Here is a 22,323-nt window from a genome sequence, read left to right as displayed (position 1 = left end):
GCGGACGCCGTAGTAGTTCTGCACCCGCTTCTCGGTGGGCAGCCCGTTGTCGTCCCAGCCGATCGGGTAGAAGACGTGGAAGCCTGCCATCCGCTTGTAGCGCGCGATGCAGTCGGTGTGGGTGTAGCTGAAGACGTGCCCCATGTGCAGCGACCCGCTCGCCGTGGGGGGCGGGGTGTCGATCGAGAAGACGGCCGAGCGCGGTCCCGCGAGGGCGGCCTCACGGTCGAACCGGTACGTCTCCTGCTCCTGCCACACCGCGCCCCACTTGTCCTCGAGGCCGTCGAGGGACGGCCGGTCCGGGACGGAGGCAGCGCGCAGCGTGGAGAGGTGCTCGGTCATGCGCGACATCCTCCCATCCCGCGACGGGCGGCCTCACCCGGGTTCACCCCGTCGGACGGCGCCGGAGCAGGCGGACGAGGGCGAGGCCGAGGACGGCGCCCACGCTCGCCACGGCGACCCAGACGACCTGCTGCCGGTCGCCGACGAGCGGGTCGGCGACCGGGGCGATGGCGAGCCGCTCGCTGCCGGGCGTGGCGGAGGGACGTGGCGCGGCGCCGGGGGCCAGGGGACCGGCGACGCTGTCGTCGAGCACCGCGGTGAGGGCCTCGACCGGCTGGACCAGTCCCCAGCCCGCGCGGTCGTCGCGGGCGTCGCGGCGGTCGCGGGCGGCGGTCGCCTCGAGGCGGTGCTTCCACCGGGCCGGTCCGTCGGCGTGGAATCGCTCGGCGACGAGGGCGGCCGCGGCGCTCACGTACGCCGTCGCGTAGCTCGTCGAGGCGCCCTCTTGGCTGAGGTAGCAGTCGCCCCACGCGCCCCAGGAGGTGAGGACGTCGCGGCCGGGGGCGGTGAGGTCGACGTGCTCGCCGTGGACGGAGTCCTCGGTGACGCGGTCGTCCGGGCCGGCGGCGGCCACGGCGACCGCCTCGGGGTAGGCCGCCGGGTAGCGCGGGCCGTCGGTGGGGTCCTCGGCGGTGCGGCGGTTGCCCGCGGACGCCACGACGAGCGCCCCCCGCCCCGTGGCGAACCGCACGGCGGAGCGGAGGCGGGGGTCGTCGGTCGTCGTGCTCAGCGAGACGTTGATGACGTCGGCACCCTCCTCGGCCGCGTACCGGATGCCGCGGGCGAGCGCGGCGACCCCGACCTCGCCGTCCTCCTCCCGCTGGTCGTCGGGGACGACCTTGACGGGCAGGACTCGGGCGCCGCGGGCGAGGCCGACGACACCGGAGCCGTCGACGGGCCGGGCGGCGACGATCCCGGCGACGGCGGTGCCGTGGGTGCGCTCGTCGGAGCGCGCCGAACCGCCGACGAAGGACCGGCCGCCGACGAGCACGCCGTCGGGGAAGTGCCGGTTGCGTTCGGCCACACCGGAGTCGACGACCGCGACGACGACACCGCGCCCCGTCGCCAGCTGCCATGCCCGGTTGGCGCCGAGCCGGGTCAGCGCCGACGGGGTGTCGGCGACGTAGCGCGTGGTGCCCTCGACGCACGCCTCGGGAGCGGCCGCGGAGGCCGGCAGTGGCACGACGACGGCCGCGGCCGCCAGGGCCGCCACGGCACCGGTGCGGCGACCGGCGCGGGGGAGCGGGCTCATGACCGGCCGGAGACGACCGTCTTGGCCGCCGCGGCGCCGAGGACGGGCCCGGGCCGGAGCAGCTCGGCCCAGGCCTGCGGGACCGGCGCGACGTCGGACGGTCGGTAGCCGAGGCGCGCGAGCAGCTCGTCGTCGGCGCCCTCGAGCGCATAGGCGGTGGCCGTCTGGTCGACCGCGAGCACGGGACCGCGGCCGAGGACCTGGCCCGACACGGCCCGGACCAGGGCGCCCTCACCGGTGTCGACGACCGTGCGGCCGCGCTCGCCCTCGGGGACCGGGGTGGAGCGCGTGCCGAGCGCGACCTCGGGCTGGGTGCCCGCCGCCGCGGTGAGGGTGGCGCAGGGCGCCTCGGTGATCGCCGTGGGGATCGCGGTGGGCCAGTCCGGCGGGGCGAACTGCTGCGGGCGCACCTCGAGCTGGCGGATCTGGGCGGCCTGCACCGGCACGTCGCGTCCCGAGGCGCCCGAGCCGAGGCGGTACATCTCGAACGCCACCTCGGGCAGCGCCTCGAGGTCGCCGGTCGGGAGGACGACGTAGCGGCGGTCGCCGTCGAGGGTGAGTACCGACCCGACGGTGGCGCCGGCGGGCAGCCCGGGCAGCGACCTCCCGAGGTCGTCGATGGTCAGCGGCGCCAGGGCGGGGGCCTCGGGGAAGAGGTTGAGCCAGGTGGCCGGGGCGACGATCGGCGGCCGGCCGTCGAGGCGCAGGGCGACGGTGACCGCGGAGACGTCGCGGTCCGCGACCGGGTAGCGGCGGCCGTCGGCCACGACGAACGTCCGCCCGCCGCTGCGGACGACGACCGCGCCGTCCGGCTGCTCGGTGGTGGTGCGGCGGCTGCCGATCGAGGTCGAGACCTCCTCGCCCTCGCCGAGGCACGAGGTCCAGCCGGAGTTGACGAGCCGGTCGGCCGGGGTCAGCGAGTCGGGCGCGCCGAGGATGCCGAGCGTCGGCCCGCGGTCGATGTCGGCGAGCTGGTCGTCCGGGACGGCGAGCACCTTGAACTCGCTCGACGGGATGAGCAGCCGCGCGCTCGTCGTGTTGACGACCGGGTGCAGCGTGCCCCCGAGGGAGACGTACCGGGCCCCGCTGTCCTCGGCGATGATGAGCCGGTTGTTCTCCCAGTCCTGCGGGAGCGCCGAGCGCAGCCAGCCGAACGCCATGCTGCCCAGGACGAGCACCGCGGTGAGCGCCAGCCCGCCGGCCACGGCCCGCAGCGGCCGGTGCGGCTCGACCTCGCGCCCGCCCGGGGCGCCACTGACGAAGGCAGTGGTGAGGCGGCGCCGGCTGAACGACTGCGCGTCGACGAGGTCCTTCTTGGTCGCCACGGGTCAGAGCACCCCGATGGTGGCGGCGGCGAGCGGGAGGAGGGCAACGAGGACGACACCGTCGAGGGTGTCGGCCACCCGGCCCAGCCCGACCCGTGTGCGCGGGGCGAGGACCGCGAGCGAGACGACGACCGCGGCGCCGGCGCCGAGGACCACGGCGAGGGCGGGGCGCCACGTGGGGTGCAGCTGGGCGGCGGCGACGGCCGCGACGGCGAGGCCGAGGATCCCGGAGCCCATGGCGAGCAGGACCGCGGTGCGGGTGCGGCTGTGCCGGGTGCGCAGGAGCGTCGCGACGTGCCCGGCGACGACGAGGGCCGTCCCCGCGAGGCCCGAGGCCACGAGCTGGGGGGTGGTGAGGAGGGCGATCGCTCCGGAGGCGAGCGAGACGGCGACCATGACGTCGTGGCCGCGCGCGACCTGCGCGCGGACCTGGCCGCGGTCGACCTCCGGGGCGTCGGCGGTGATCTCGGCCTCGGTGCGCGGCGCGTGGGACGACAGCCGGCTCGAGGAGATCCCCACCCACGGCAGGACGTTGCCGAGGACGACCGCGACGACGAACACGACCGCGGCGACGGTCGTCATCGGGACGTCGGTGACGGTCGTGACGGCGCCGAGGAGGACCATCGCCGCGCCGAGGACCGAACCGGCCGCGAGGACGAACCGATGGCGCCCCAGCGAGACGGCGGCGAGGGCGCCGACGACCGCGACGGCGGCCCCGGCGTGGAGCAGCCCCTCGCCCCACAGCGGCGCCGACGGCTCGACCGCCGACCCGGCGACCGCGGCGTGCACGAGCGCGGTGCCCGCGAGGGCGACGGCACCGGCCGAGCGCGTCCGGGCGTGGAGGACGGCCGCCGTGCCGACGAGGAGGAGGGCCACCGCACCCGCGACGGCGGCCACGAGCAGGCCCGAGGCGCGGGCGGTGAACAGGGCCCACGCGGCGCACAGGAGGAAGACGGTGGCCGCGCCGAGGGCGGTGCCGGCGCTGTGCCGGGCCGTCCACGGCGCGAACTGGGTCTCGACGACGTCCGCGACGGCCTCGACGACGTCGTCGTAGACCTTCTCGGTCGTGACGTCGACGGTCTCGAGGGAGAGGACGGTCCCGTCGGTGACTCCCTGCGCGGCGAGGCTGCGGTCCGGGTCGAGGAGGACCCCGCCGCGGACGACGAGCCGGTACCCGTGCGAGGCGCTCGTCGTGTCGAGGACGCCCAGCTCGCGGGCGAGCTCGGGGACGAGCTCGACGACCGGGATGCCGCCCGGGACACCCAGGTCGGCGCGGCGGGTGCCGGACGAGACGGACACGCGCACGAGCGACGCGGCGGTGCTGACCTGGCTCACGACTCGACCTCTCCCCTTCGGCGGCGGCGCGGATGACGGCGGCACGGGCTGGTCCCCCCGGCGTCCTCCCGCGGCTCCCCGAGCATAGACGGCTGGCGCGCCGGGGAGTTCTCCCCATTGGGCTGCCCCTTCCCACCCCGTAGTGTCTGTGGGGCGAGACCACGGGAGGGCCGGATCCGGGGTCGGGAGCGGGACCTCCGGTCAGGGGAACACACGGACAGCGCGACGGCGGGACCCGGCGTCGCTCGACGGAAGGAACCAGCATGGCTGACCAGTTCAGCGCCGGCGAAGGCGTGGTCAAGAAGAGCGCCGAGATCGTCAGCACGGCGCGCGCCGACCTGCGCACGCAGATCAACGGCCTGCGCGGCCAGATGGAGCAGGTCAAGGCCCACTGGGAGGGGCAGGGCGCGCGCAGCTTCGACCAGGTCAGCGAGGCCTGGAAGATCCAGACCCAGGACATCGTCGACGTCCTCGACACCTTCGAGGCCAACCTCACCGGCTCGCAGCGCCAGTACGACGCCGACGACGCGTCCGCGGCGTCGAGCCTCTCCAAGTACTCCAGCATGCTCGGCAAGTGAGCGGGAAGGACACCATCATGAGTGGCGGCATCAAGGTCGGCGGGGCCGGCATCGACACCCTCGTCAACGACATGAAGAAGGGCCTGACGGATCTCGAGCAGCGGCTCGAGACCATGAAGGGGGACCTCAAGCCCTACGTCGAGCAGTGGGACGGTTCCGCTCGCCAGGCGTACTCGCAGGCCCAGAAGGACTGGGACCAGCAGATCGAGGACTGCAAGCTGCTCCTCGAGGACGTCCGCCAGGCGGTCATCCGCTCCAAGGAGGACTACCTCGCCGGCGAGCTGCGCAACACCAACATGTGGGGCTGAGCCCCCACCGCACGATGCCCCGTGCCGGTACCCGTGACGCGGGTACCGGCACGACGGGCGTTCCGCGGGGCCACGCCCCGCACCGACGACCTGGGTCAGAGGGAGGAGACGACATGGTCAGGGACGACGGACAGATCAGCTACCCGTCCGTGCTGAGCATCCTCGGCAGGGACCACGAGCAGTCGTGGCGCGAGAAGGCGCACGAGCAGGTGGCCCGCGCGGACAACACCCTCGCCGAGCGGTCGACCTTCGGGGGCAGCGCCGCCGCCCAGACGTTCGCGTCGGTCTACGGCGCCGCGCTCGCCGAGTACACGGCGACGCTGCGCGGTGCGCGGGCCGACCTCGTGACGGCCGCCGAGAACCTCGCGCGGGCCGCCGAGGAGATGCGCAACCACGACGAGAACGCGGGGGCGGCCTTCGTGACCCTCCTCGGGCGCTGGGCCGACCCCGAGGGGTTCCAGAGCACCCGCAACCAGGAGCAGGCACGCGAGACCGAGGCGTCGCAGGAGGGGGCCACGACGATGGCCGGGCTGGCCACCGAGGGCGCCCCCACCGGCACCGGTGGTGAGTCCGGCGGTGAGTCCGGCGCGGAGCCGCGGGCGACGTCCACCGGTGCCACCGAACCATCGACGGCGATGGGCACCGGCCCGGGCGGGTCCGACGGGCCCGCCCCCGCTCCGAACGGCGTGGCCTGAGCGCGATGCCGTCCCGCGTCCTCCCCGCCTCCTCGCGCCTCCCGCGCGGGGGACGCCGCCGCGTCCACGTGCCGGTGCTCGCCGGGGCGTGCGCGGTGGCGGCGCTCGTCGCTGCGGGCCCGGCCGTCGCGACCCCGTCGACCATGGTGCAGGCGCCGGCCTCGGCGCCCGCCGACGGGTTCGGCAAGGGCGGCTGGTGGTGGGACGCGATGGGCATCGACGAGCTGCAGCGCCAGGGCACCGGCAAGGGCGTCACCGTGGCGATCGTCGACACCCCCGTCGACCCCGAGGTCCCCGAGGTGCGTGGGCGCATCGCGGCCTCGTCGAGCCCGTGCCTCGCCGACGGTGGGGGCACGCGCTCGCCGCGGGCCACCGGCCGGGTCGCCGAGCACGGCACGACGATGGCCGCCCTCATCGGGGGCACGGGCAGGGGCAGCGGCCCGGGGGGCACCGGCATCCGCGGCATCGCGCCCGACGCCCGCCTCCTCCACTACGCCGTGAGCTACCCCAACCCCAGGCGAGCCGGCGACATCGCGTGCGGCCTCACCGGACCGGGGTACGACGAGGTGGCCGACGGCGTCGTCGCCTCGATCCGGGCGGCGGTCGCCGCCGGGGCGAAGATCATCAACCTCTCGCTCGTCACCGACTACGACGCCGAGTACGGTGCGGCGCTGCTCGAGGCGTACCGCGCGGGCGTCATCGTCGTCGCGGGCACCGACAACGCCGGACGCGGCGTCATGTGGCCCGCGCTCGGCAACGGGGTCGTGACCGTCAACCCCGTCGACCAGCGCGGGCGGGTCTACGAGCAGTCGGTCAAGGACGACGCGGCCATCGGCCTCGCCGCGCCGGGCAAGGCGGTCAACAGCCTCGGTTTCGAGGACGGCCGCTGGGGGAGCGACTACCTCGCCGACGGCTCGTCCAACGCGACGGCCCTCGTGAGCGGCGGCCTCGCGGCGATGTGGTCGGCCCACCCGGACGCCACCGCGAACCAGCTGCTCCAGGCCGCGAAGGCAGGGGTCGGGCTGCGCCCGCTGTCCGGGGGCGGGGTCGAGACGTGGTTCCGCCGCGAGGGCTCGAACCTCCCGGAGGTCACCGAGCGCAACCGGGCGTACGGCTGGGGGATCTTCGCGCCGGCCGACGCCGTCGCCATCGACCCCACGACCCTGCCCGACGAGAACCCCTTCGTGAGCGCCCTCGGCGGGGCCGAGCCCTCGTCCGAGGACATCGCGGCGCTGACCGCGACCCCGACGGCCACCCCGTCGGCCCCGGCGTCCCCCTCGGCCACCACCTCGGCCTCGGCCGCCCCGCAGGCCGCGGACGACGAGGGCCGCGTGCCCGGGGTCCTCGTGGGTCTCGGCGCGCTCGTGGTCCTCGCGACTGCCGCCCTCGCCCTCGTCCTCGCCCGCCGGCGCACGCGCGGGCCGAGCGCCACGACCACCGGGGGCGACCCCGACGACGACCCAGTGTCCACCGGCGCCAGGGGCGCCCACACCGGCGCACGCGCCGACGGGGAGGAGTGACCGACATGGTTCAGGCACACGACGGCGGCGGGGGCCCGCCCGCCCTCCCGGAGGGAGCCGGGCCGTACGAGCGCGCCCTCCACGAGATCTACGACTTCCAGGCGGGGATCGTCGACCACACGGCCGAGCAGTGGCGCACGACCTCGGAGGAGATGGGCGACCTCGCCGCGGACGTCCGCCGGGTGGTCCGCGAGCTGCAGCGCGCACCCGACGTCGGCGAGGTCTGGGACGGACCCGCCGCCGCGGCGGCCTACGACGCCCTCGGCAAGCTCGCGTCGAACCTCGACCGGCACGCCGAGGACATCAAGGCGATCGAGGGTGGGCTCACCGCTGCGTCCGACGCGGTCGCCGTCGCGCGCACCGCGTACGTGCTCAACGTGCGCCCGATCGACATCGACCTCGACCAGGGCGACTACATGAGGACGCCGGTCCGCCCGCTCGGGGGCTCCTACCCCGACGGGCAGGTTCCCGACACGGAGGCGTACGCGGCGGCGCTCGCCGAGGCGAAGAGGCTGCGGGAGGCGGAGGCCAAGAAGGTCCTCGACGCCTACGAGGGCCAGATGCAGACGGCGACGCGCAAGCTGCCGGTCGAGCCGGCCGAGTCGCCCGTGAACACGAGGACACCCGGTGGCGGGGGCGGCAGCGGGGGCACCCCGGTGGGTGGTGGCTCCAGCGGCGGCACGTACGTCGGTCCGGCGGGCGGGCGCGACGACGGTGGCGGCCGCGGCGGCGAGGTCGAGCCGCCCCCGACCTTCGACCCCCCGACCGTCATCTGCATCGGCCTCCCGGAGGTCCCGGAGCCCGAGCCGGTCGACCCCGACCCGGTCCGTCCCGACCCGGTGGTCGTCGACGGTCCCGGCGGCGGCAGCCTCGGCCCCGCTGGTGGCGGGGCGGTGTCCGGCACGACGGGCCAGGGCGGGTCCGCCGGGCAGTCCGGCCTCGGCAGTGGCGGCATGGCCGCCGGTATCGGTGGCATGGCCGCCGGAGGCGGGGCCGCGGCCCTGCTCGGGCGCGGTGGCCCCGGTGCTGCCGGTGCCGGCCGGCCGGGTGCCGCCGGTGCGGGTCGTCCCGGTGTCATGGGCGTGACGAACAGCGGTGCTGCGGCTCGCGGCTCCGGTGCGGCCGGGCGCGCGGCTGCCGGTGGTGCCGGTGGTGCCGGGCGGTCCACGGTGGTCGCCGCCGGCGGCCAGTCGGCCGCGGGACGAGGCGCAGCCGGAGGCCGTGGCGGCGGTGGCGCCCGCGCGGGCCGCTACGGCGTGCCCCAGCTCGGCGACAGGGGTGGTCGCGGTGGTGTCGTCGCGGCGGCGGGAACCGCGGGCAGCCGTGGCGGCAAGGGGGAGGACCGCGACGAGCACGACCTCGACCGGCTGACGCACGAGGACGAGGAGACCTGGTTCGAGGGCGCCGACGACGCCACCCCACCCGTCTGGGAGTGAGTCCCGATCCCGCAGCGACTCGGTGGTGGGGGAAACCGGGTGATGGCACCGGTTCGTCGCCCCGCCACCTCCGCGCCCCCTTCTGCGGCGGCGCAGAAGGGGACGGCCGGAGGGCGGGGTCAGCCCGAGGTGAGGCGGCGCAGGCCCTCGACGCCCCCTGCGGCCAGCACCCCCAGTGGCAGGACGAGGACGACGGCCAGCGACTCGATGCGGTCCGCGAGCCGCGACATCCGCGTCGAGTGGTAGCCGCCGGAGAGGGCGACGGCCGCGACGAGCGTGGCCGACGCGACCCCCACGGTGCCGAGGACGAGCCACACGACCCACATCGGGTGGGCGGCGAGGACGGCGACGGCCGAGGCGACCGTGAGCGACGCCGAGCCCCCGAGCATCGCGAACCGCGCGACGCGGTCGCGGACCGTGCGGGCCTGGTATCCCAGGGCCACGGCGGCGACGGCGGGCAGGACCCACCGCGACCACGGCGCGATGTCGGACAAGGGGGCCGCGAGGGCGACCACCCAGCCGCCGAGCGCCGCGAGCACGGCGGCGTACCCAGTGCCGGCCGAGACGACGGCCCGGGCCGCGGCAACCCGGTCGCGGACGTCGTGGGCGGTGACCCGGCGGCGGCGCCCGGCGTGGCGCTCTCGGACGGCCCAGATCGTCGTGGACAGGCGGTCGGTGTCGACGAGCTGGGTCGGGTCGACGCTCAGGCTCGTGCTCGGCAGGGCTCGCACGAGGACCGGCGCGGCGCCGACGACGAGGGCGGCGGTCGCCACGGGCGACCAGTCGAGGAGCACCCCGGCCGCGAGGAGCATCCCCACCCCGCCGAGGCACGCCATGGCGGTCCGCTCACCGCGGTCGGTGGTGGGGCCGTCGGTGGAGCCGAGGGCGAGGACGACGACACCGAGCCCGCAGGCGAGCGCACCCTGCACCGCGGTGCCCTGGGGCGACTCGCCGAACGGCGCGAGCAGCCCCGCGGCGACCGCCAGCGCGGGGGCTGCGGCGAGCCGGACCGCGGCCGACCCGGTGCGGTCGCGGGGGACGGCCAAGGTCACGAGGACGGCGCTCGCGAGGAGGAGGAGGGCGCTCGCCCACCGCACGGGCGCCGCCGCGAGCAGCCCGCCGGCGCCGGAGCCGCCGGCACCGGGCCCGCCGGACACCGCGGGCAGGAGGAGGACGAGGACCGACCCGGCGAGGCAGAGCAGCCCGGTGCCGACGACGAGCGCGGGGCCCACGACCTCCGGCCGTGTCGCCGAGCGGGCGCGCCCGCTGCGCGGGACCCTGACACCGGAGCCGGCAGCGGCCCCGGCCCGCAGCGACGCGCGGCTGACGGTGGCCTCGTCCAGGTCGTCGCGGCGCCGGGTGGAGTCGTCGACGACGACGGGGTCGACGGTGGTGGGGCGGGTGCGTCCGCCGCCGGCCCACGCGGGGCCACGCCGGCGTCCTCCGGCGCCGTCGGTGCGGCCACCGGGCGCGGAGGAGGAGCGGTCGATGCTCACGACGTCCCGGGTGACCTGGTGCGTCGTCGTGCGCACGACGGTGAGGACGGACCCGGCGGGGAGGTCCTCGCCGAGCCGGTCGTGCGGTCCGAACACGTGGCCCGCCGACGTGGCGACCGAGCTCGGGTTGGCGCTCGAGGAGATGCCGAGGACCGACAGGACGTCGGTGACCCGGGTGCCCACGGGGACGACGAGGTCGTAGCTGCGCTCGTCGGCGACGAGGGTCAGCTGGTGCATGGGGTCCGCCACGTGTCCTCCCCCCGGGGTGTTCGAGCTGCCCGACCGGCCAGCATCCGCCATGAACAATAGCCACAGGTACGGTGGGGCAGATCGCCCAGTGGGACGTGGGAGGGGAACGGTATGACGGTGGCCACCAGGCGCGGTGTCCGCGAGGAGGCGCCCCGGGTGCCGACCGGGCGGATCGAGCTCCAGCCACCCCCCGAGATCACGCCGTCCGAGGGCGCGAGCGGGCTGCTGCTCCAGGCCGTGCCGATGCTCGGCTCGCTCGGCACCATCGGCTTCGTCGCGATGTCGCAGAGCGGGCCGCGCGCCTGGTTCACCGCCGGGATGTTCCTCGTCGCCTCGGTCGGCTTCGTCCTCGCGAGCGGGGTCCGGCAGCGCCAGCAGCACACCGGCCAGGTGCTCGCCGCCCGCCGGGAGTACCTCGCCTACCTCGCCGAGGTGCGGGGCACCATCCGCGACGCCGCCGGCCGCCAGCGCGAGGCGGCGCTGTGGGACTACCCCGACCCGGCGGCACTTCCGGCGATCGCGGCCGAGGGCACCCGCGTGTGGGAGCGCACGCCCTCCGACGCCGACTTCCTCCAGGTCCGCATGGGCACGACCGCCCAGCCGCTCTGCCTCACCCTCGAGCCGCCGGAGACCGCGCCGCTGGCCCAGCTCGACCCCGTCGCGGCCTCGGCGCTGCACCGGCTCCTGTCGACCCACCAGGTCCAGCCCGGCCTTCCGGCATCGGTGGCGCTGCGGGCCTTCGCGCACGTCGAGGTCACCGGCGACGCCGACCCCGCGCGCGCGCTCGCCCGCTCGCTCGTCCTGTCCGCCGCGATGCAGCACGCTCCCGAGGACCTCGTCGTCGCCGCGCTCGTCTCGCGGGAGGCCCGCTCGGAGTGGGAGTGGCTCAAGTGGCTGCCGCACGCGCTGTCCACCCGCGAGCGCGACGCCGTCGGTCCGGTGCGGCTCGTGGGGGAGTCGGTCCACGACCTGCTCCCGCTGCTGCCCCAGGACCTCGTCGAGCGGCCGCGCTTCGGCCCGAGCGACGCGCCCTCGCTCCCGCACGTCCTCCTCGTCGTCGACGGCGGCGACGTCCCGCCCGGGAACCCCGTGGTCACCCCCGACGGCGTCCTCGGCGTGACGGTGCTCGACCTCCCGGAGCAGTGGGGCGAGCTGACCTCGTCCTCGACGCTGCGCCTGGCGGTCGGCCACGAGGTCGAGCGCGGCCCGCGCGCCGGGACCGTCCCGCTCGAGATCATCACCCTCGCCCGCGGCACCGCGCACGGCGTCGCCGACCAGCTCTCCACCGTCCGGGCCGAGGCCGCCGCGCGCCGCCTGGCCCCCCGCTACCACGCCGACGAGCCCGAGGCACGCGACGCCCTCTCCTCCTCCACCGAGCTCGTCGACCTCCTCGGCACCGGCGACGTCCGCGACTTCGACGCCGACACCGCGTGGCGCCCCCGGCTCCAGCGCGACCGGCTCCGGGTGCCCATCGGCGTCGACGAGGCCGGGACGGTCGTGGCGCTCGACATCAAGGAGTCGGCGCAGCAGGGCATGGGCCCGCACGGCCTCGTCATCGGCGCCACCGGGTCCGGCAAGTCCGAGCTGCTGCGCACCCTCGTCCTCGCGCTGGCGATGACGCACTCGCCCGAGGCCCTCAACTTCGTCCTCGTCGACTTCAAGGGTGGCGCGACGTTCGCGGGCATGGCCGACATGCCGCACGTGTCGGCCGTCATCACCAACCTCGGCCAGGAGCTCACCCTCGTCGAGCGGATGCAGGACGCCCTCCAGGGCGAGATGACCCGCCGCCAGGAGCTCCTCCGCTCGGCCGGCAACTTCGCGAACGTCACCGACTACGAACGCGCCCGCGCCCAGGGGGCCGACCTCGAGCCGCTGCCGGCCCTGCTCATCGTCGCCGACGAGTTCTCCGAGCTGCTGTCCGCCAAGCCGGAGTTCGCCGACCTCTTCGTCGCCATCGGGCGGCTGGGGCGCTCGCTGTCGATGCACCTCCTGCTGTCCTCGCAGCGGCTGGAGGAAGGGCGCCTGCGCGGCCTCGAGTCGCACCTGTCGTACCGGATCGGCCTGCGGACGTTCAGCGCGGGCGAGTCGCGCACCGTCATCGGCGTCCCCGACGCCTACGAGCTGCCGCCGGTGCCGGGCCTGGGCTACCTCAAGCCGGACCAGACGACGCTGACCAAGTTCAAGGCCGCCTACGTGTCCGGGCCGCCGAAGGGCCGCCGGCGCCGGGTCGCCGAGGTCGAGGGCGCGTCGGTCGGGGCCGCCGAGATCATGCCGTTCACCCTGGCGCCGGTCGCGGTCGGGCGTGGTCGCCAGAGCGAGGCCGTGCCCGCGGGTGCCTCGACCGAGCCCGAGGAGACGCGCGCCGTCTTCGACATCGCGGTCTCGCGGATGAAGGGCAGGGGCCGCCCCGCCCACCAGGTCTGGCTGCCGCCGCTCGACGTCCCGAACTCGATGGACCAGCTGCTCGGCGACCTCGCGGCCGACCCGGCCCTGGGTCTGGTGAGCCGGCGCTGGCGCGAGCGCGGCTCGTACGTCATGCCCGTCGGCATCGTCGACCGCCCGCTCGAGCAGCGCCGCGAGCTGTTCGTCCTCCGGCTCGGCGGTGCTGCCGGCCACGTCGCGGTCGTCGGTGGCCCGCGCACGGGTCGCTCGACGATGGCCCGCACGGTCGTGGCGGCGATCGCCCTGACGACGACCCCGCTCGAGAGCCAGGTCTACGTCCTCGACTTCAGCGGCGGCACGTTCACCCCGCTCGCCAAGCTGGCCCACGTGGCGGGTGTGGCGAACCGTTCGGAGCCCGAGGTGGTCCGTCGGCTCGTCGCCGAGATCCGCGGCATCGTCGACCTGCGCGAGCAGTACTTCCGCGCCCACGGCATCGACTCCATCGAGACCTACCGCGCCCGGCGCGCCCAGGGCCGGGTCGACGACGGCTACGGCGACGTCTTCCTCGTCGTCGACGGCTGGATGACGCTGCGCCAGGAGTTCGACGAGCTCGAGCAGCAGATCATGGAGCTCGCCGGGCGCGGCCTGACGTTCGGGGTCCACGTCGTCGTGACGACCTCGCGGTGGATGGACTTCCGCAACCAGATCCGCGACGTCCTCGGCACCCGCATCGAGATGCGCCTCGGCGACCCGAGCGACTCCGAGGTCGACCGGCGCATCGCCGCCAACGTCCCCAAGGGCCGACCCGGCCGGGGCCTGACGATGACGAAGCACCACTTCCTCGGCGGCGTCCCGCGCGTCGACGACCGCGGGAGCGTCGACGACCTCGGCGACGGCGTCGAGGACCTCGTCGCCAAGGTCAACGCGGCGTGGACCGGCCCCCGCGGGCCGAAGCTCCGGCTGCTGCCCGGGCAGGTCACCCTCGACGCCGTCCGCGAGCTCGCGGCCCCCGACGAGAAGCGTCTCCTCCTCGGCCTCGACGAGAGCAACCTCGCCCCGATCGGCCTCGACCTCACCGAGGAGCCGCACGCCTACCTCCTCGGCGACGCCGACTCCGGCAAGTCGGCCTTCCTCCGGTCCTACGCGCACGAGGTCGCCCGGCTGTACGCGCCCGACGAGGCGAAGCTGTTCGTCGTCGACTACCGCCGGGCCCTCCTCGGTGAGCTGCCCGACGACCACGTCGGCGAGTACCTCACCACCGAGGACCAGACCGCGGCAGCCGCCGAGGGGATCGCCGACTTCCTCCGCACCCGCCTGCCCGGCCCCGACGTCACGCCCGAGCAGCTGCGCGCGCGGTCGTGGTGGCAGGGCGCCGAGGTGTTCTTCCTCGTGGACGACTACGACCTCGTCGTCACCTCGGCAGGCAGCCCGCTGCGGCCCCTCGTCCCGCTGCTCGCGCAGGCGGGCGACGTCGGGCTCCACCTCGTGCTGACCCGGCGGATGGGTGGGGCCTCGCGCGCGCTGTTCGAGCCGGTCGTGCAGACGATCCGCGACCTGGGCTCGCCCGGCATCCTGCTGTCGGGCAGCCCCGACGAGGGCATGCTCATCGGGCGGGTCAAGCCGTCGGTGCAGCCGCCCGGGCGGGCGCGCATCGTCTCGCGCGAGCTCGGCGACCAGGTCCTCCAGCTCGCGTGGAAGCCGCCGCGCCTCGGCTGACCAGCGCAGGTCCCCGGGTCCGGTCCCGCTGGCCTAGGGTGGGCGCATGGAGCCCGTGTACCGCCCCGTCATCCACGCGGTGAAGACCTTGTTCTTCCTCCAGGGAGCGCGGTTCACGATCACCGGCGAGGAGAACGTGCCCCGTGAGGGCGGCGCGGTGATGGCGATCAACCACACGAGCTACCTCGACTTCATGTACGCCGGGCTCCCCGCCTGGCCGCACCGCCGGTACGTGCGGTTCATGGCGAAGAAGTCGATCTTCGCCCACAAGGTCTCCGGACCCCTCATGCGCGGGATGGGCCACATCCCGGTCGACCGGCACAACGGCGGGCAGGCCTTCGCCGACGCCATCCGCGCCCTGCGCGCCGGTGAGATCGTCGGCGTCTTCCCCGAGGCCACGATGTCGCGCAGCTTCGAGCTCAAGGAGTTCAAGCCGGGAGCGGTGAAGATGGCCCAGGTGGCCGGCGTCCCCGTGCTGCCCGTGACGATCTGGGGCGGCCACCGCGTGTGGACCAAGGACCTCCCGAAGCACATGGGGCGGGCGAACATCCCGGTGTCCATCACGGTCGGTGCGCCGATCGTGGTCGCACGCCGCGAGAACGTCGCCGAGGCCACTGCGAGGGTCAAGGCGGTCATGCAGGCACAGCTCGACGCGCAGCAGGCCGCCTACCCGGTGCTCTCCGGCAGGGACCTGCGCTGGGTCCCCGCCCGGCTCGGCGGCACCGCGCCGACGCCGGAGGAGTCGCACGAGGCCGACCGGCACGACATGACCCGTACGCGGGACAAGTTCACCGGCTGACCACCCGCGTACCGACATCGTCCAGTGCGTCGATCTCGGTACGCGGTGAGCTGCTGACCGAGGCGCCTCCGGTCGTCCTCAGACGGGGTGGCCGAGGTGGGCGAGCGCCTGGCGCAGCAGCACCCCGTGGCCGCGGTCCATCTCGGCCTGGACACCGGGGTCGAGGCACTGGTCGGGGGTGAGCCAGGTGAGGTCGAGGGCGTCGTTCTGCGGCGAGCAGTCGCCGGCGACGGGTACGACGAACGCGAGCGACACCGCGTGCTGGCGCGGGTCGTGGAAGGGCGTGACCCCGGGGGTGGGGAAGTACTCGGCCACGGTGAACGGCTGGGGGCTCACCGGCACACGGGGCAGCGCCATCGGTCCGAGATCCTTCTCGAGGTGCCGGAGGATGGCGTCGCGGACCCGCTCGTGGTGCAGGACGCGACCCGACACGAGCTCACGCGAGACGCGTCCGTCGGGGCCGAGTCGGAGCAGGACGCCGACGGCCGAGACGGCGCCGCGGTCGTCGACCCGCACCGGGACGGCGTCGACGTAGAGGATCGGCAACCGCTGCCGGGCCGCGTCGAGCTCCTCGCGGCTCAGCCAGGCGGGGTCGCGGTCCAGCTCCAGGGGGCTCATGGCCCCGATCGTGCCACGTCAGGGACGTGCGGCTCCGGGTGCCCCACGGGCGGCGGCCCGGTCGGCTCCGCGAAGGTGACGGGCTCCTCGAAGGCCGCCCGGCGGGCGGCGCGACGCAGCGCCCCGAGGACGGCCCGCCCCGTCACGGCGACGAGGACGCCCGTCGTCACCGCCCGCCCGATGTCCCACCCCAGGCTCGTCGCGAGGGTGAAGACGACGAAGCGGTGGAGGTTGTCGAGGACGGGCGCGTCGGGCACGAACGACAGCCCGCCGGCCATCCCCGTCGCGAACGGCCAGAACGAGAAGTTGAGGACGAGCCCGTAGAACAGCCCGGCGAGCGCCCCGTACGCGACGAGGAGGGCGAGCTCGGCCCGGCCCCGCGCCCGAGGCAGCAGCCCGGCGCCCCAGCCCACCCATGCCGCGCCGAGCATCTGGAACGGCAGCCACGGACCCACCCCACCGGTCACGAGCGCCGACGCGAAGAGGGTCGTCGCGCCGAGCACGAACCCGAAGCCGGCGCCGAACACCCGCCCGCCCAGGACGAGGAGGAAGAAGACGGTCTCCAGCCCCGCGGTCCCGGCCCCGAGCGGGCGCAGCGCGGCGCCGATCGCGGCGAGGACGCCGAGCATGGCGACCGCCTTGACGTCCATCCCGCCCTCGCTCAGCTCGGCGAGGACGACCGCCAGGAGGAGGGGGAGGACGACGGCGAACACGAGCGGGGCGTCGCCCCCGTGGGCGAGGCCGGAGTCGGGCGAGACGAACAGCGGCCAGAGGAACGCGAAGAGCCCGACGAGGCTGACGAGGGCCACCGCTGCCGCCGAGCGGGGGCGCAGCCGGATGACGCGCAGCCGGCCCGGCGACGTGCGCGGCGTGGCCGCGACCGCCGCGCTCACCGGGCCGCCACCTCGTCGAGGGCGCCGCGGACGTCGGCGACGGTGAGCCACGGCCCGGGTGCGGTGACCTTCGAGACCTGCGGGGCGAACGCGGGGGAGGAGACGACGACGTCGGCGGTGGGCCCGTCGGCCACGACCTCACCGGCCGCCATGACGACGACCCGGTCGGCGCTCTCCGCGACGAACTCGACGTCGTGGGTCGACACGACGACGGCCCGGCCGCGGGCGGCGAGGTCGCGCAGGGTGCGGCTCAGCGACGCCTTGGCGGTCGGGTCGAGACCGCGGGTCGGTTCGTCGAGGAGGAGCACGGGCGGGTCGGCGGTCAGCTGGACGGCGAGGACGAGGGCGAGCTTCTGGCCCTCCGACAGGTCCCGAGGGTGCTGCCCCGGCGGGATTCCCGGGGCGATGCCGGCGAGCACGCCCGCACAGGTCCCGACCTCGACCGCGCTCTCGCGGTCGGCCTGGGCGCACTCCCCGCCCACGGTGTCGAGGTAGAGCAGGTCGGCCGCCGACTGGGGCACGAGGCCGACGAGGGCCCGGCGCCGTCCGGCAGGCAGCGACGCCGGGTCGACGGGCTCGGCGCCGTCGGTCCCGGTGGCGCGCACCGTGCCCGAGGTGCGCGTGCCGCTGCCCTGCAGGGCCCACAGCAGCGAGGACTTCCCGGACCCGTTGCGCCCCATGAGGGAGGTGACCTCGCCCGCGCGCAGGTCGACGTCGACGCCGGCGACCGCCACCACGTCGCCCGGGTGCCGGACGACGACCCCCCGCGCGGTGAGCACGGACTCCCCCGCGGACGAGGCTCGACCGAGAGCAGGACGGTCGGACGGTCCTGACCCGGGACCGGCGTCCGCACGGTGACGTTCTGGACGATTCTCGTCCGCGGGCGGGGTCGGGGCGGAGGGGCCCCGGGTGGCGGCGAGGCGGGCCCGCAGGTCGCGGGCGGCCCGGCGGGCGTCGCGCACCGACAGGGGGAGCGGTGACCACCCCGCCCAGCGGCCGAGCTCGACGACGGGCGAGGTGATGTCGGAGTCGACCATGACCTCGGCCGGCGTCCCCGACACGACCTCGCCGGTCGGGGAGACGTGGACGACCGTGTCGGCGTAGTGGAGCACCCGCTCGACCCGGTGCTCGGCAACGACGACGGTCACCGCGAGGTCGTGGACGAGCCGGGTGATGGTGGCCAGCACCTCCTCGGCGCCGGTGGGGTCGAGCGCCGAGGTCGGCTCGTCGAGGAGGATGACGCGCGGGTGCGCCGTGAGCACCGAGCCGATCGCCACGCGCTGCTGCTGACCGCCGGACAGCTCGTGGAGGGCCGCGCCGCGCAGCTCGGCGATCCCCAGCAGGTCGAGGGTCTCCTCGACCCGCTTGCGCATCGTCGCGGGCGGCAGCCCGAGCTGCTCCATCCCGTACGCCAGCTCCTCCTCGACGGTGTCGGTGACGAAGCCCGCGAGGGGGTCCTGGCCGACGACCCCGACGAGGTCGGCGAGGTCGCGGGGCCGGTGCTCGCGGGTGTCGCGGCCGTGGACGCGCACGTGCCCGGCGAGGGTGCCGCCGGTGAAGTGCGGCACCCGCCCGCACATCGCCCCGAGCAGCGTCGACTTGCCCGACCCGGTGCGGCCGACGACGAGCGCCAGCTCGCCCTCGTCGACCGTGAGTGAGACCTCCCGCAGCACGGGCCGGTCGGACCCGGGCAGGGTGATGGTCACGGCCTCGAGCGAGATCGCGTGCGGCTCAGCCACGCCCGGCCTCCTGGGGAACGGGGGCGGCGCCACGGCGGACATCGCGGGACGGTGCGCGCGGCGGCTCGGGAGTGAGGAAGGCCGGCAGCGCCCCCACGAGGATCGCCGCCACCGACGGCAGCGGCAGCCCCGGCACGCCCAGCGGGGAGAGCGGCATCTCGAGGACCATCGGGGTGGTCCGCGAGGTCACGACGAGGACCGCCGCAGCGACGACCCCACAGGCCACGGTCACCCACTCGGGCGCCCGCCACGGGTCCGGCCGGTAGGTGGTGCGCGGGACGTGGCGGCCGCCGAGCCACAGCCCCAGCGCCGACGCGACGAGCCCGAGGAGGAGGGTCGGGGTGCCCATGAGGGCAGGGGTCGAGGTGTCGAGGACCCCGTAGACGCCGACCGCGCTCGCGAGGAGGCCACCGAGCGTCAGGGACCCCACGAGGGCCCGCTCACCGGCCGGCACGGCCACCGCCCGCCCGTACCCGCGCGAGTCCATCGCGGCGGCCAGCAGCAGCGAGCGCTCGAGGGTGTCCTCGAGCACCGGGAGGGCGACGGCCGGGACCGACCGCAGCCCGCGCGCCGTGTCCCCCCGCAGCTGCCGGGCACGACGGACCCGCTGGACGCTCTCGGCCAGCTGCGGGGCCACCGACACGGACACGACGACGGCCGAGCCGATCTCGTGCAGCGCCCCGGGCAGTGCGCGCAGCATCCGCTTGGGGTTGGCCAGCGCGTTCGCCGCACCGACGCAGGCGATGATGACGGCGAGCCGGACCCCTTGGAGCGTCGCGTACAGCAGCCCCTCGAGGTACACGGTGCCACCGAGCTGGATGCCCGCGGCCCACGACGGCAGGGTCGCCTCCGGCAGCGCGACGACCTCGATGTGCCCCACCTTGAGGCCGACGAGGACGTGGAGGACGACGCGCACGACGACGATGGCGAGACCGAGCCAGAGGTAGAGCCGGAAGGCCCGCGCCCACGGCGAGGAGCCGCGACGCGCGGCGACGACGAGCGCGACGACGGCGAGCGCGAGGGCGAGCAGGAGCGGGTTGTTCGTCGTGCTGACGGCGACGGCCAGCCCGATCGCCCACCCCCACCATGCCGCGGGGTGCACCGCGCGGGGGAGGGTGGCGCTCATCGGCCCATCATCGCCCCACGGTCAGGCGGCGCGGCGCCGCCAGGCGGCCCACCCGGCGCCGCCCGCGACCGCGGCCACGAGGGCGCCACCCGCGAGGAGCGTCCCGAGTCCCGGTCCGGACCCGTCGTCGGAGGACGCGGGCGCGGCGGCGCTCGTCGTCGGGTCGTCCGTCGCCGACGCGCTCGCGGAGGGCGACGTGGACGCCGACGCCGAGGCCGACGCGGAGGCGGAGGCGGAGGCGCTCGCCGAGGCGGACGCGCGCGGCGACGCCGTCGCGGTGGGCGCCGTCGACGTCGTGCCCGCCCCCTCCTTCGGGGCGGCCGTGGTCGGCTTCGGGGCGGCCGTGGTCGGCTTGGGCGCGGCCGTCGTCGGCTTCGGGGCCGCCGTCGTGGGCTTCGGCGTGCTCGTCGTCGCCTTCGCCGGCGGTGCGACCCGCGGCTGCTGGCCCGACCCGAAGCGGAAGCCGACGACGGAGCCGGACGGCGGGTCGTAGCTGCGCGCGCCGGTGGTGCTGTACCGCCAGCTGCCGCCCCGCGAGGCGTGGAAGAACGCCCAATAGGCGTCGGACGGAGGCATCCGCACGCAGGGGTCGGACGAGGGGTACCCGTCGATCCGGCAGATCGCGCCCGGGAACTGCTGGACCGGCGTCACCGAGTGCCCGGCTGCCTGGAGCGCGGCCCACGCGGAGTCCGGGTTGCCCGAGGCGCACCGCGTCGAGATCGAGCTGCCGGTGTCGACGACGACGGTGACGCCCGTCGTCCCCGAGCAGGCCGCGGCGCTCGCCGGGCCGGCGGTCGCGACGAGCCCGGTGAGGACCAGGCCCGCCGCGGCGGCGGCACCGGCGAGGCGCGCGAGGAGGCGGTGAGTCGGGCGACCCATCAGGCGTGCGCCCCCCGGCGGCGCGAGGCGGCGACGGCGAGGCCGCCGACGAGCAGGAGGACCAGGCCCGCGGCCACCGGCCACAGCAGGTCCGAGCCGGTCTGGGCGAGGCTGCCGGGACCGGAGGCGACCGGCGTCTGGCCGCCGTCCGACCCCGACCCCTCGGTGGGGTCCACCGTGGCCGTCGGCGTCGTCGTGGTGGGCGGGCCGCTCGTCGTCGGCGTCGGGGCGCAGGTCCGGCCCGTCGTCCCCGCCGCGGAACCTTCGCCGAGGGCGGCCGAGAGGAGTGACTCGCCCGCGAGGCCGACGGTCGCCTGGCCGGTGGCCCGCAGGTCGGAGTCCTCGACCGTGGTCGTCGACCGGGTGCCGGCCGAGAAGGCGATGCCGCCGCGCAGCGCGGCCGCAGCCGCGCAGTCGTACTGGAGGGTCACGAGGAAGGCCTGCGCCTGCGCGAGGTCCGCGTCGCGTCCGCCGGCCGCGAAGGCCTGTGCCGCGACGCCGGTGGTGTTCGCGTTGCGCTCGCCGTCGCTGTTCTCGAGGGAGCCGTCGGTGTTCTGGGCGGCGGCGAGCCAGTCGAGGGCGTCGGCGCCCTCCTCGGCGGCACCCGCCGCGACGAGGGCCTGGGCCGCGAAGGCGGTGGCGTCCGGGTCGGAGACGCAGGTCTGTGCGTCGAGGTTCCCGCGGAAGCCGCCGTCGGCGCACTGCTGGGCGACGAGGAAGTCGACCGACGCGACGCTCAGTGGCTCACCGGCGCGGACCAGGGCGATGATGCCGAGGGCCTGGCCGATCGTGTTCGAGTAGTCGCACGTGGTGTAGCCGCAGTCGACGGGCAGGTCGGAGAAGCGCCCCGGCTCGACCGCGCCCTCGGTCGCCTGCAGCTCGGCGACGAGGTCGAGGCCTCCGGCATCGGTGGGGTCGCCGCCGGCCGCGAGGACGCCGATGACGGCCTTCGCGGTCGGCCCGGCGAAGGTGGAGTCGTAGTCGGCGCCCATGTAGCCGCCGACGTTGGCCTCGAGGTAGTCGAGCGACTGCCCGAGCTGGTCGGCGCCCACGCCGGAGGCCGCCAGGCCGAGCATCGCGTCGATCGTGTTGCCGCCGTCGAAGGCGTCGAAGTCCGGGTACTGGTAGTGGTCGCCGCCGGCGGCGAGGGTCCGCGCGATGAAGTCGGCGGCCCAGCCGGTCTGCGGCGTCGCCTGGCCGGCCGCAGCGGCGAGCTCGGCGGCGCCGAGGCCGCGGACGGTCTCCGGCGCGGCGCTCGGGGTCGCCGCCGGGGCTGCGGGGGTGCCGGACGCGGACGGGCTCGGGGACGCGCTCGCGGAGGGCGTGGGGGTCACCGACGGCTCGGTCGTCGTCGACGGGGCCGGCGACGTGGGCGCGGTGGGCTCGGCGGTCGCCGACGTGCTCACCGAGGGGGTGGGCTGGGCGCCCGGGTCGGCGGACGCGAGGCCGGCCGGGCCGGCGACGAGGGCCGCGGCGACGAGCAGGGTGCCGGCGCGGCGCAGCGCCACGCGGGTGGTGGTGGGGGACATCGGTGCCTCTCCTGGCGGTTCGTGACGACTGCCCGAACCACCGGAGCCCCGGTCGGTCGGGCTCCGTCCCGCATTCCTCGACGGGTGAACTGGAGCCGCTCGCACC

At 76.0% G+C, this 22,323-nt stretch carries 18 protein-coding genes; 7 read left to right on the top strand and 11 right to left on the bottom strand.

The genetic code is table 11. The features are described from left to right. From ACK8HX_RS17340 to eccD, 4 genes are all read right to left on the bottom strand, one after another. The coding region (locus ACK8HX_RS17340; RefSeq protein WP_411941972.1) for a class I tRNA ligase family protein at positions 1 to 342 on the bottom strand (342 nt) is incomplete at its 3' end. Between the two features lie 43 nt (positions 343 to 385). Then, positions 386 to 1,594: a S8 family serine peptidase gene (locus tag ACK8HX_RS17335; RefSeq protein WP_411941971.1), complete on the bottom strand. Its 1,209-nt coding sequence runs from the start codon at positions 1,592 to 1,594 to the stop codon at positions 386 to 388. Continuing rightward, positions 1,591 to 2,919, bottom strand: coding sequence for a type VII secretion protein EccB (gene eccB / locus ACK8HX_RS17330; RefSeq protein ID WP_411941970.1), 1,329 nt, complete (start codon positions 2,917 to 2,919; stop codon positions 1,591 to 1,593). The genes ACK8HX_RS17335 and eccB overlap by 4 nt, the downstream gene beginning before the upstream one ends. Before the next feature lie 3 nt (positions 2,920 to 2,922). Further along, the gene (gene eccD / locus ACK8HX_RS17325; protein ID WP_411941969.1) at positions 2,923 to 4,254 is read right to left on the bottom strand and encodes a type VII secretion integral membrane protein EccD; all 1,332 of its coding nucleotides are present in this window, start codon (positions 4,252 to 4,254) and stop codon (positions 2,923 to 2,925) included. Positions 4,255 to 4,517: 263 nt separating this feature from the next. Between eccD and ACK8HX_RS17320 the strand changes: the two genes are divergently transcribed. The 5 genes from ACK8HX_RS17320 (at position 4,518) to ACK8HX_RS17300 (ending at position 8,791) form a co-directional block, all read left to right on the top strand. After that, positions 4,518 to 4,832: a WXG100 family type VII secretion target gene (locus tag ACK8HX_RS17320; RefSeq protein WP_411941968.1), complete on the top strand. Its 315-nt coding sequence runs from the start codon at positions 4,518 to 4,520 to the stop codon at positions 4,830 to 4,832. Next, a complete protein-coding gene (locus tag ACK8HX_RS17315) occupies positions 4,829 to 5,140 on the top strand; it encodes a WXG100 family type VII secretion target (protein ID WP_411941967.1) in 312 nt (103 codons plus the stop codon). Before ACK8HX_RS17320 ends, ACK8HX_RS17315 begins: the two co-directional genes overlap by 4 nt. Before the next feature lie 113 nt (positions 5,141 to 5,253). Then, positions 5,254 to 5,835 carry a hypothetical protein gene (locus tag ACK8HX_RS17310; protein ID WP_411941966.1) on the top strand — a complete coding sequence of 194 codons (582 nt, stop codon included), beginning with the start codon at positions 5,254 to 5,256 and terminating at the stop codon, positions 5,833 to 5,835. A 5-nt stretch (positions 5,836 to 5,840) separates the two neighbouring features. Next, a complete protein-coding gene (locus tag ACK8HX_RS17305; RefSeq protein WP_411941965.1) occupies positions 5,841 to 7,355 on the top strand; it encodes a S8 family peptidase in 1,515 nt (504 codons plus the stop codon). 5 nt (positions 7,356 to 7,360) lie between these two features. Continuing rightward, positions 7,361 to 8,791 carry a PPE domain-containing protein gene (locus tag ACK8HX_RS17300; protein ID WP_411941964.1) on the top strand — a complete coding sequence of 477 codons (1,431 nt, stop codon included), beginning with the start codon at positions 7,361 to 7,363 and terminating at the stop codon, positions 8,789 to 8,791. Between the two features lie 119 nt (positions 8,792 to 8,910). Here ACK8HX_RS17300 and ACK8HX_RS17295 read toward each other — a convergent pair whose 3' ends face one another. Further along, positions 8,911 to 10,524: a hypothetical protein gene (locus tag ACK8HX_RS17295; RefSeq protein WP_411941963.1), complete on the bottom strand. Its 1,614-nt coding sequence runs from the start codon at positions 10,522 to 10,524 to the stop codon at positions 8,911 to 8,913. 123 nt (positions 10,525 to 10,647) lie between these two features. On the opposite strand from ACK8HX_RS17295, the gene eccCa reads away from it, so the two are divergent. Together eccCa and ACK8HX_RS17285 are read left to right on the top strand one after the other, a co-directional pair. Further along, positions 10,648 to 14,634: a type VII secretion protein EccCa gene (gene eccCa / locus ACK8HX_RS17290; protein ID WP_411941962.1), complete on the top strand. Its 3,987-nt coding sequence runs from the start codon at positions 10,648 to 10,650 to the stop codon at positions 14,632 to 14,634. Positions 14,635 to 14,680: 46 nt separating this feature from the next. After that, positions 14,681 to 15,433 carry a lysophospholipid acyltransferase family protein gene (locus tag ACK8HX_RS17285; RefSeq protein ID WP_411941961.1) on the top strand — a complete coding sequence of 251 codons (753 nt, stop codon included), beginning with the start codon at positions 14,681 to 14,683 and terminating at the stop codon, positions 15,431 to 15,433. A 78-nt stretch (positions 15,434 to 15,511) separates the two neighbouring features. Here the strand turns inward: ACK8HX_RS17285 and ACK8HX_RS17280 are convergent, their stop codons facing one another. From ACK8HX_RS17280 to ACK8HX_RS17255, 6 genes are read right to left on the bottom strand one after another with little or no spacing between them, the layout of a single operon-like run. Further along, positions 15,512 to 16,051 carry an NUDIX hydrolase family protein gene (locus ACK8HX_RS17280; RefSeq protein ID WP_411941960.1) on the bottom strand — a complete coding sequence of 180 codons (540 nt, stop codon included), beginning with the start codon at positions 16,049 to 16,051 and terminating at the stop codon, positions 15,512 to 15,514. Continuing rightward, a complete protein-coding gene (locus ACK8HX_RS17275) occupies positions 16,048 to 16,944 on the bottom strand; it encodes an ECF transporter S component (protein WP_411941959.1) in 897 nt (298 codons plus the stop codon). The genes ACK8HX_RS17280 and ACK8HX_RS17275 overlap by 4 nt, the downstream gene beginning before the upstream one ends. Continuing rightward, complete coding sequence (locus ACK8HX_RS17270; protein WP_411941958.1) at positions 16,941 to 18,683, bottom strand: ABC transporter ATP-binding protein; 1,743 nt, start codon at positions 18,681 to 18,683, stop codon at positions 16,941 to 16,943. The genes ACK8HX_RS17275 and ACK8HX_RS17270 overlap by 4 nt, the downstream gene beginning before the upstream one ends. Then, positions 18,676 to 19,809 carry an energy-coupling factor transporter transmembrane component T gene (locus ACK8HX_RS17265; RefSeq protein ID WP_411941957.1) on the bottom strand — a complete coding sequence of 378 codons (1,134 nt, stop codon included), beginning with the start codon at positions 19,807 to 19,809 and terminating at the stop codon, positions 18,676 to 18,678. Before ACK8HX_RS17265 ends, ACK8HX_RS17270 begins: the two co-directional genes overlap by 8 nt. Before the next feature lie 21 nt (positions 19,810 to 19,830). After that, positions 19,831 to 20,688 (bottom strand): hypothetical protein, encoded by an 858-nt coding sequence (locus ACK8HX_RS17260; protein ID WP_411941956.1) that lies wholly within the window; start codon positions 20,686 to 20,688, stop codon positions 19,831 to 19,833. Next, positions 20,688 to 22,217: an LPXTG cell wall anchor domain-containing protein gene (locus ACK8HX_RS17255; RefSeq protein ID WP_411941955.1), complete on the bottom strand. Its 1,530-nt coding sequence runs from the start codon at positions 22,215 to 22,217 to the stop codon at positions 20,688 to 20,690. The genes ACK8HX_RS17260 and ACK8HX_RS17255 overlap by 1 nt, the downstream gene beginning before the upstream one ends. Positions 22,218 to 22,323 lie beyond the last annotated feature (106 nt).

This window comes from Oryzobacter faecalis (assembly GCF_046764005.1).
Classification (GTDB): Bacteria; Actinomycetota; Actinomycetes; order Actinomycetales; family Dermatophilaceae; genus Oryzobacter; species Oryzobacter faecalis.
This window is presented reverse-complemented; position numbering and strand designations above follow the sequence as displayed.

Coding starts and splice junctions, on each gene's coding strand:
- ACK8HX_RS17335 (WP_411941971.1), bottom strand. CDS start 1,594: ATGAGCCCGCTCCCCCGCGCCGGTCGCCGCACCGGTGCCGTGGCGGCC.
- ACK8HX_RS17320 (WP_411941968.1), top strand. CDS start 4,518: ATGGCTGACCAGTTCAGCGCCGGCGAAGGCGTGGTCAAGAAGAGCGCC.
- ACK8HX_RS17310 (WP_411941966.1), top strand. CDS start 5,254: ATGGTCAGGGACGACGGACAGATCAGCTACCCGTCCGTGCTGAGCATC.
- ACK8HX_RS17305 (WP_411941965.1), top strand. CDS start 5,841: ATGCCGTCCCGCGTCCTCCCCGCCTCCTCGCGCCTCCCGCGCGGGGGA.
- ACK8HX_RS17300 (WP_411941964.1), top strand. CDS start 7,361: ATGGTTCAGGCACACGACGGCGGCGGGGGCCCGCCCGCCCTCCCGGAG.
- ACK8HX_RS17295 (WP_411941963.1), bottom strand. CDS start 10,524: ATGCACCAGCTGACCCTCGTCGCCGACGAGCGCAGCTACGACCTCGTC.
- eccCa (WP_411941962.1), top strand. CDS start 10,648: ATGACGGTGGCCACCAGGCGCGGTGTCCGCGAGGAGGCGCCCCGGGTG.
- ACK8HX_RS17285 (WP_411941961.1), top strand. CDS start 14,681: ATGGAGCCCGTGTACCGCCCCGTCATCCACGCGGTGAAGACCTTGTTC.
- ACK8HX_RS17280 (WP_411941960.1), bottom strand. CDS start 16,051: ATGAGCCCCCTGGAGCTGGACCGCGACCCCGCCTGGCTGAGCCGCGAG.
- ACK8HX_RS17265 (WP_411941957.1), bottom strand. CDS start 19,809: ATGAGCGCCACCCTCCCCCGCGCGGTGCACCCCGCGGCATGGTGGGGG.
- ACK8HX_RS17260 (WP_411941956.1), bottom strand. CDS start 20,688: ATGGGTCGCCCGACTCACCGCCTCCTCGCGCGCCTCGCCGGTGCCGCC.
- ACK8HX_RS17255 (WP_411941955.1), bottom strand. CDS start 22,217: ATGTCCCCCACCACCACCCGCGTGGCGCTGCGCCGCGCCGGCACCCTG.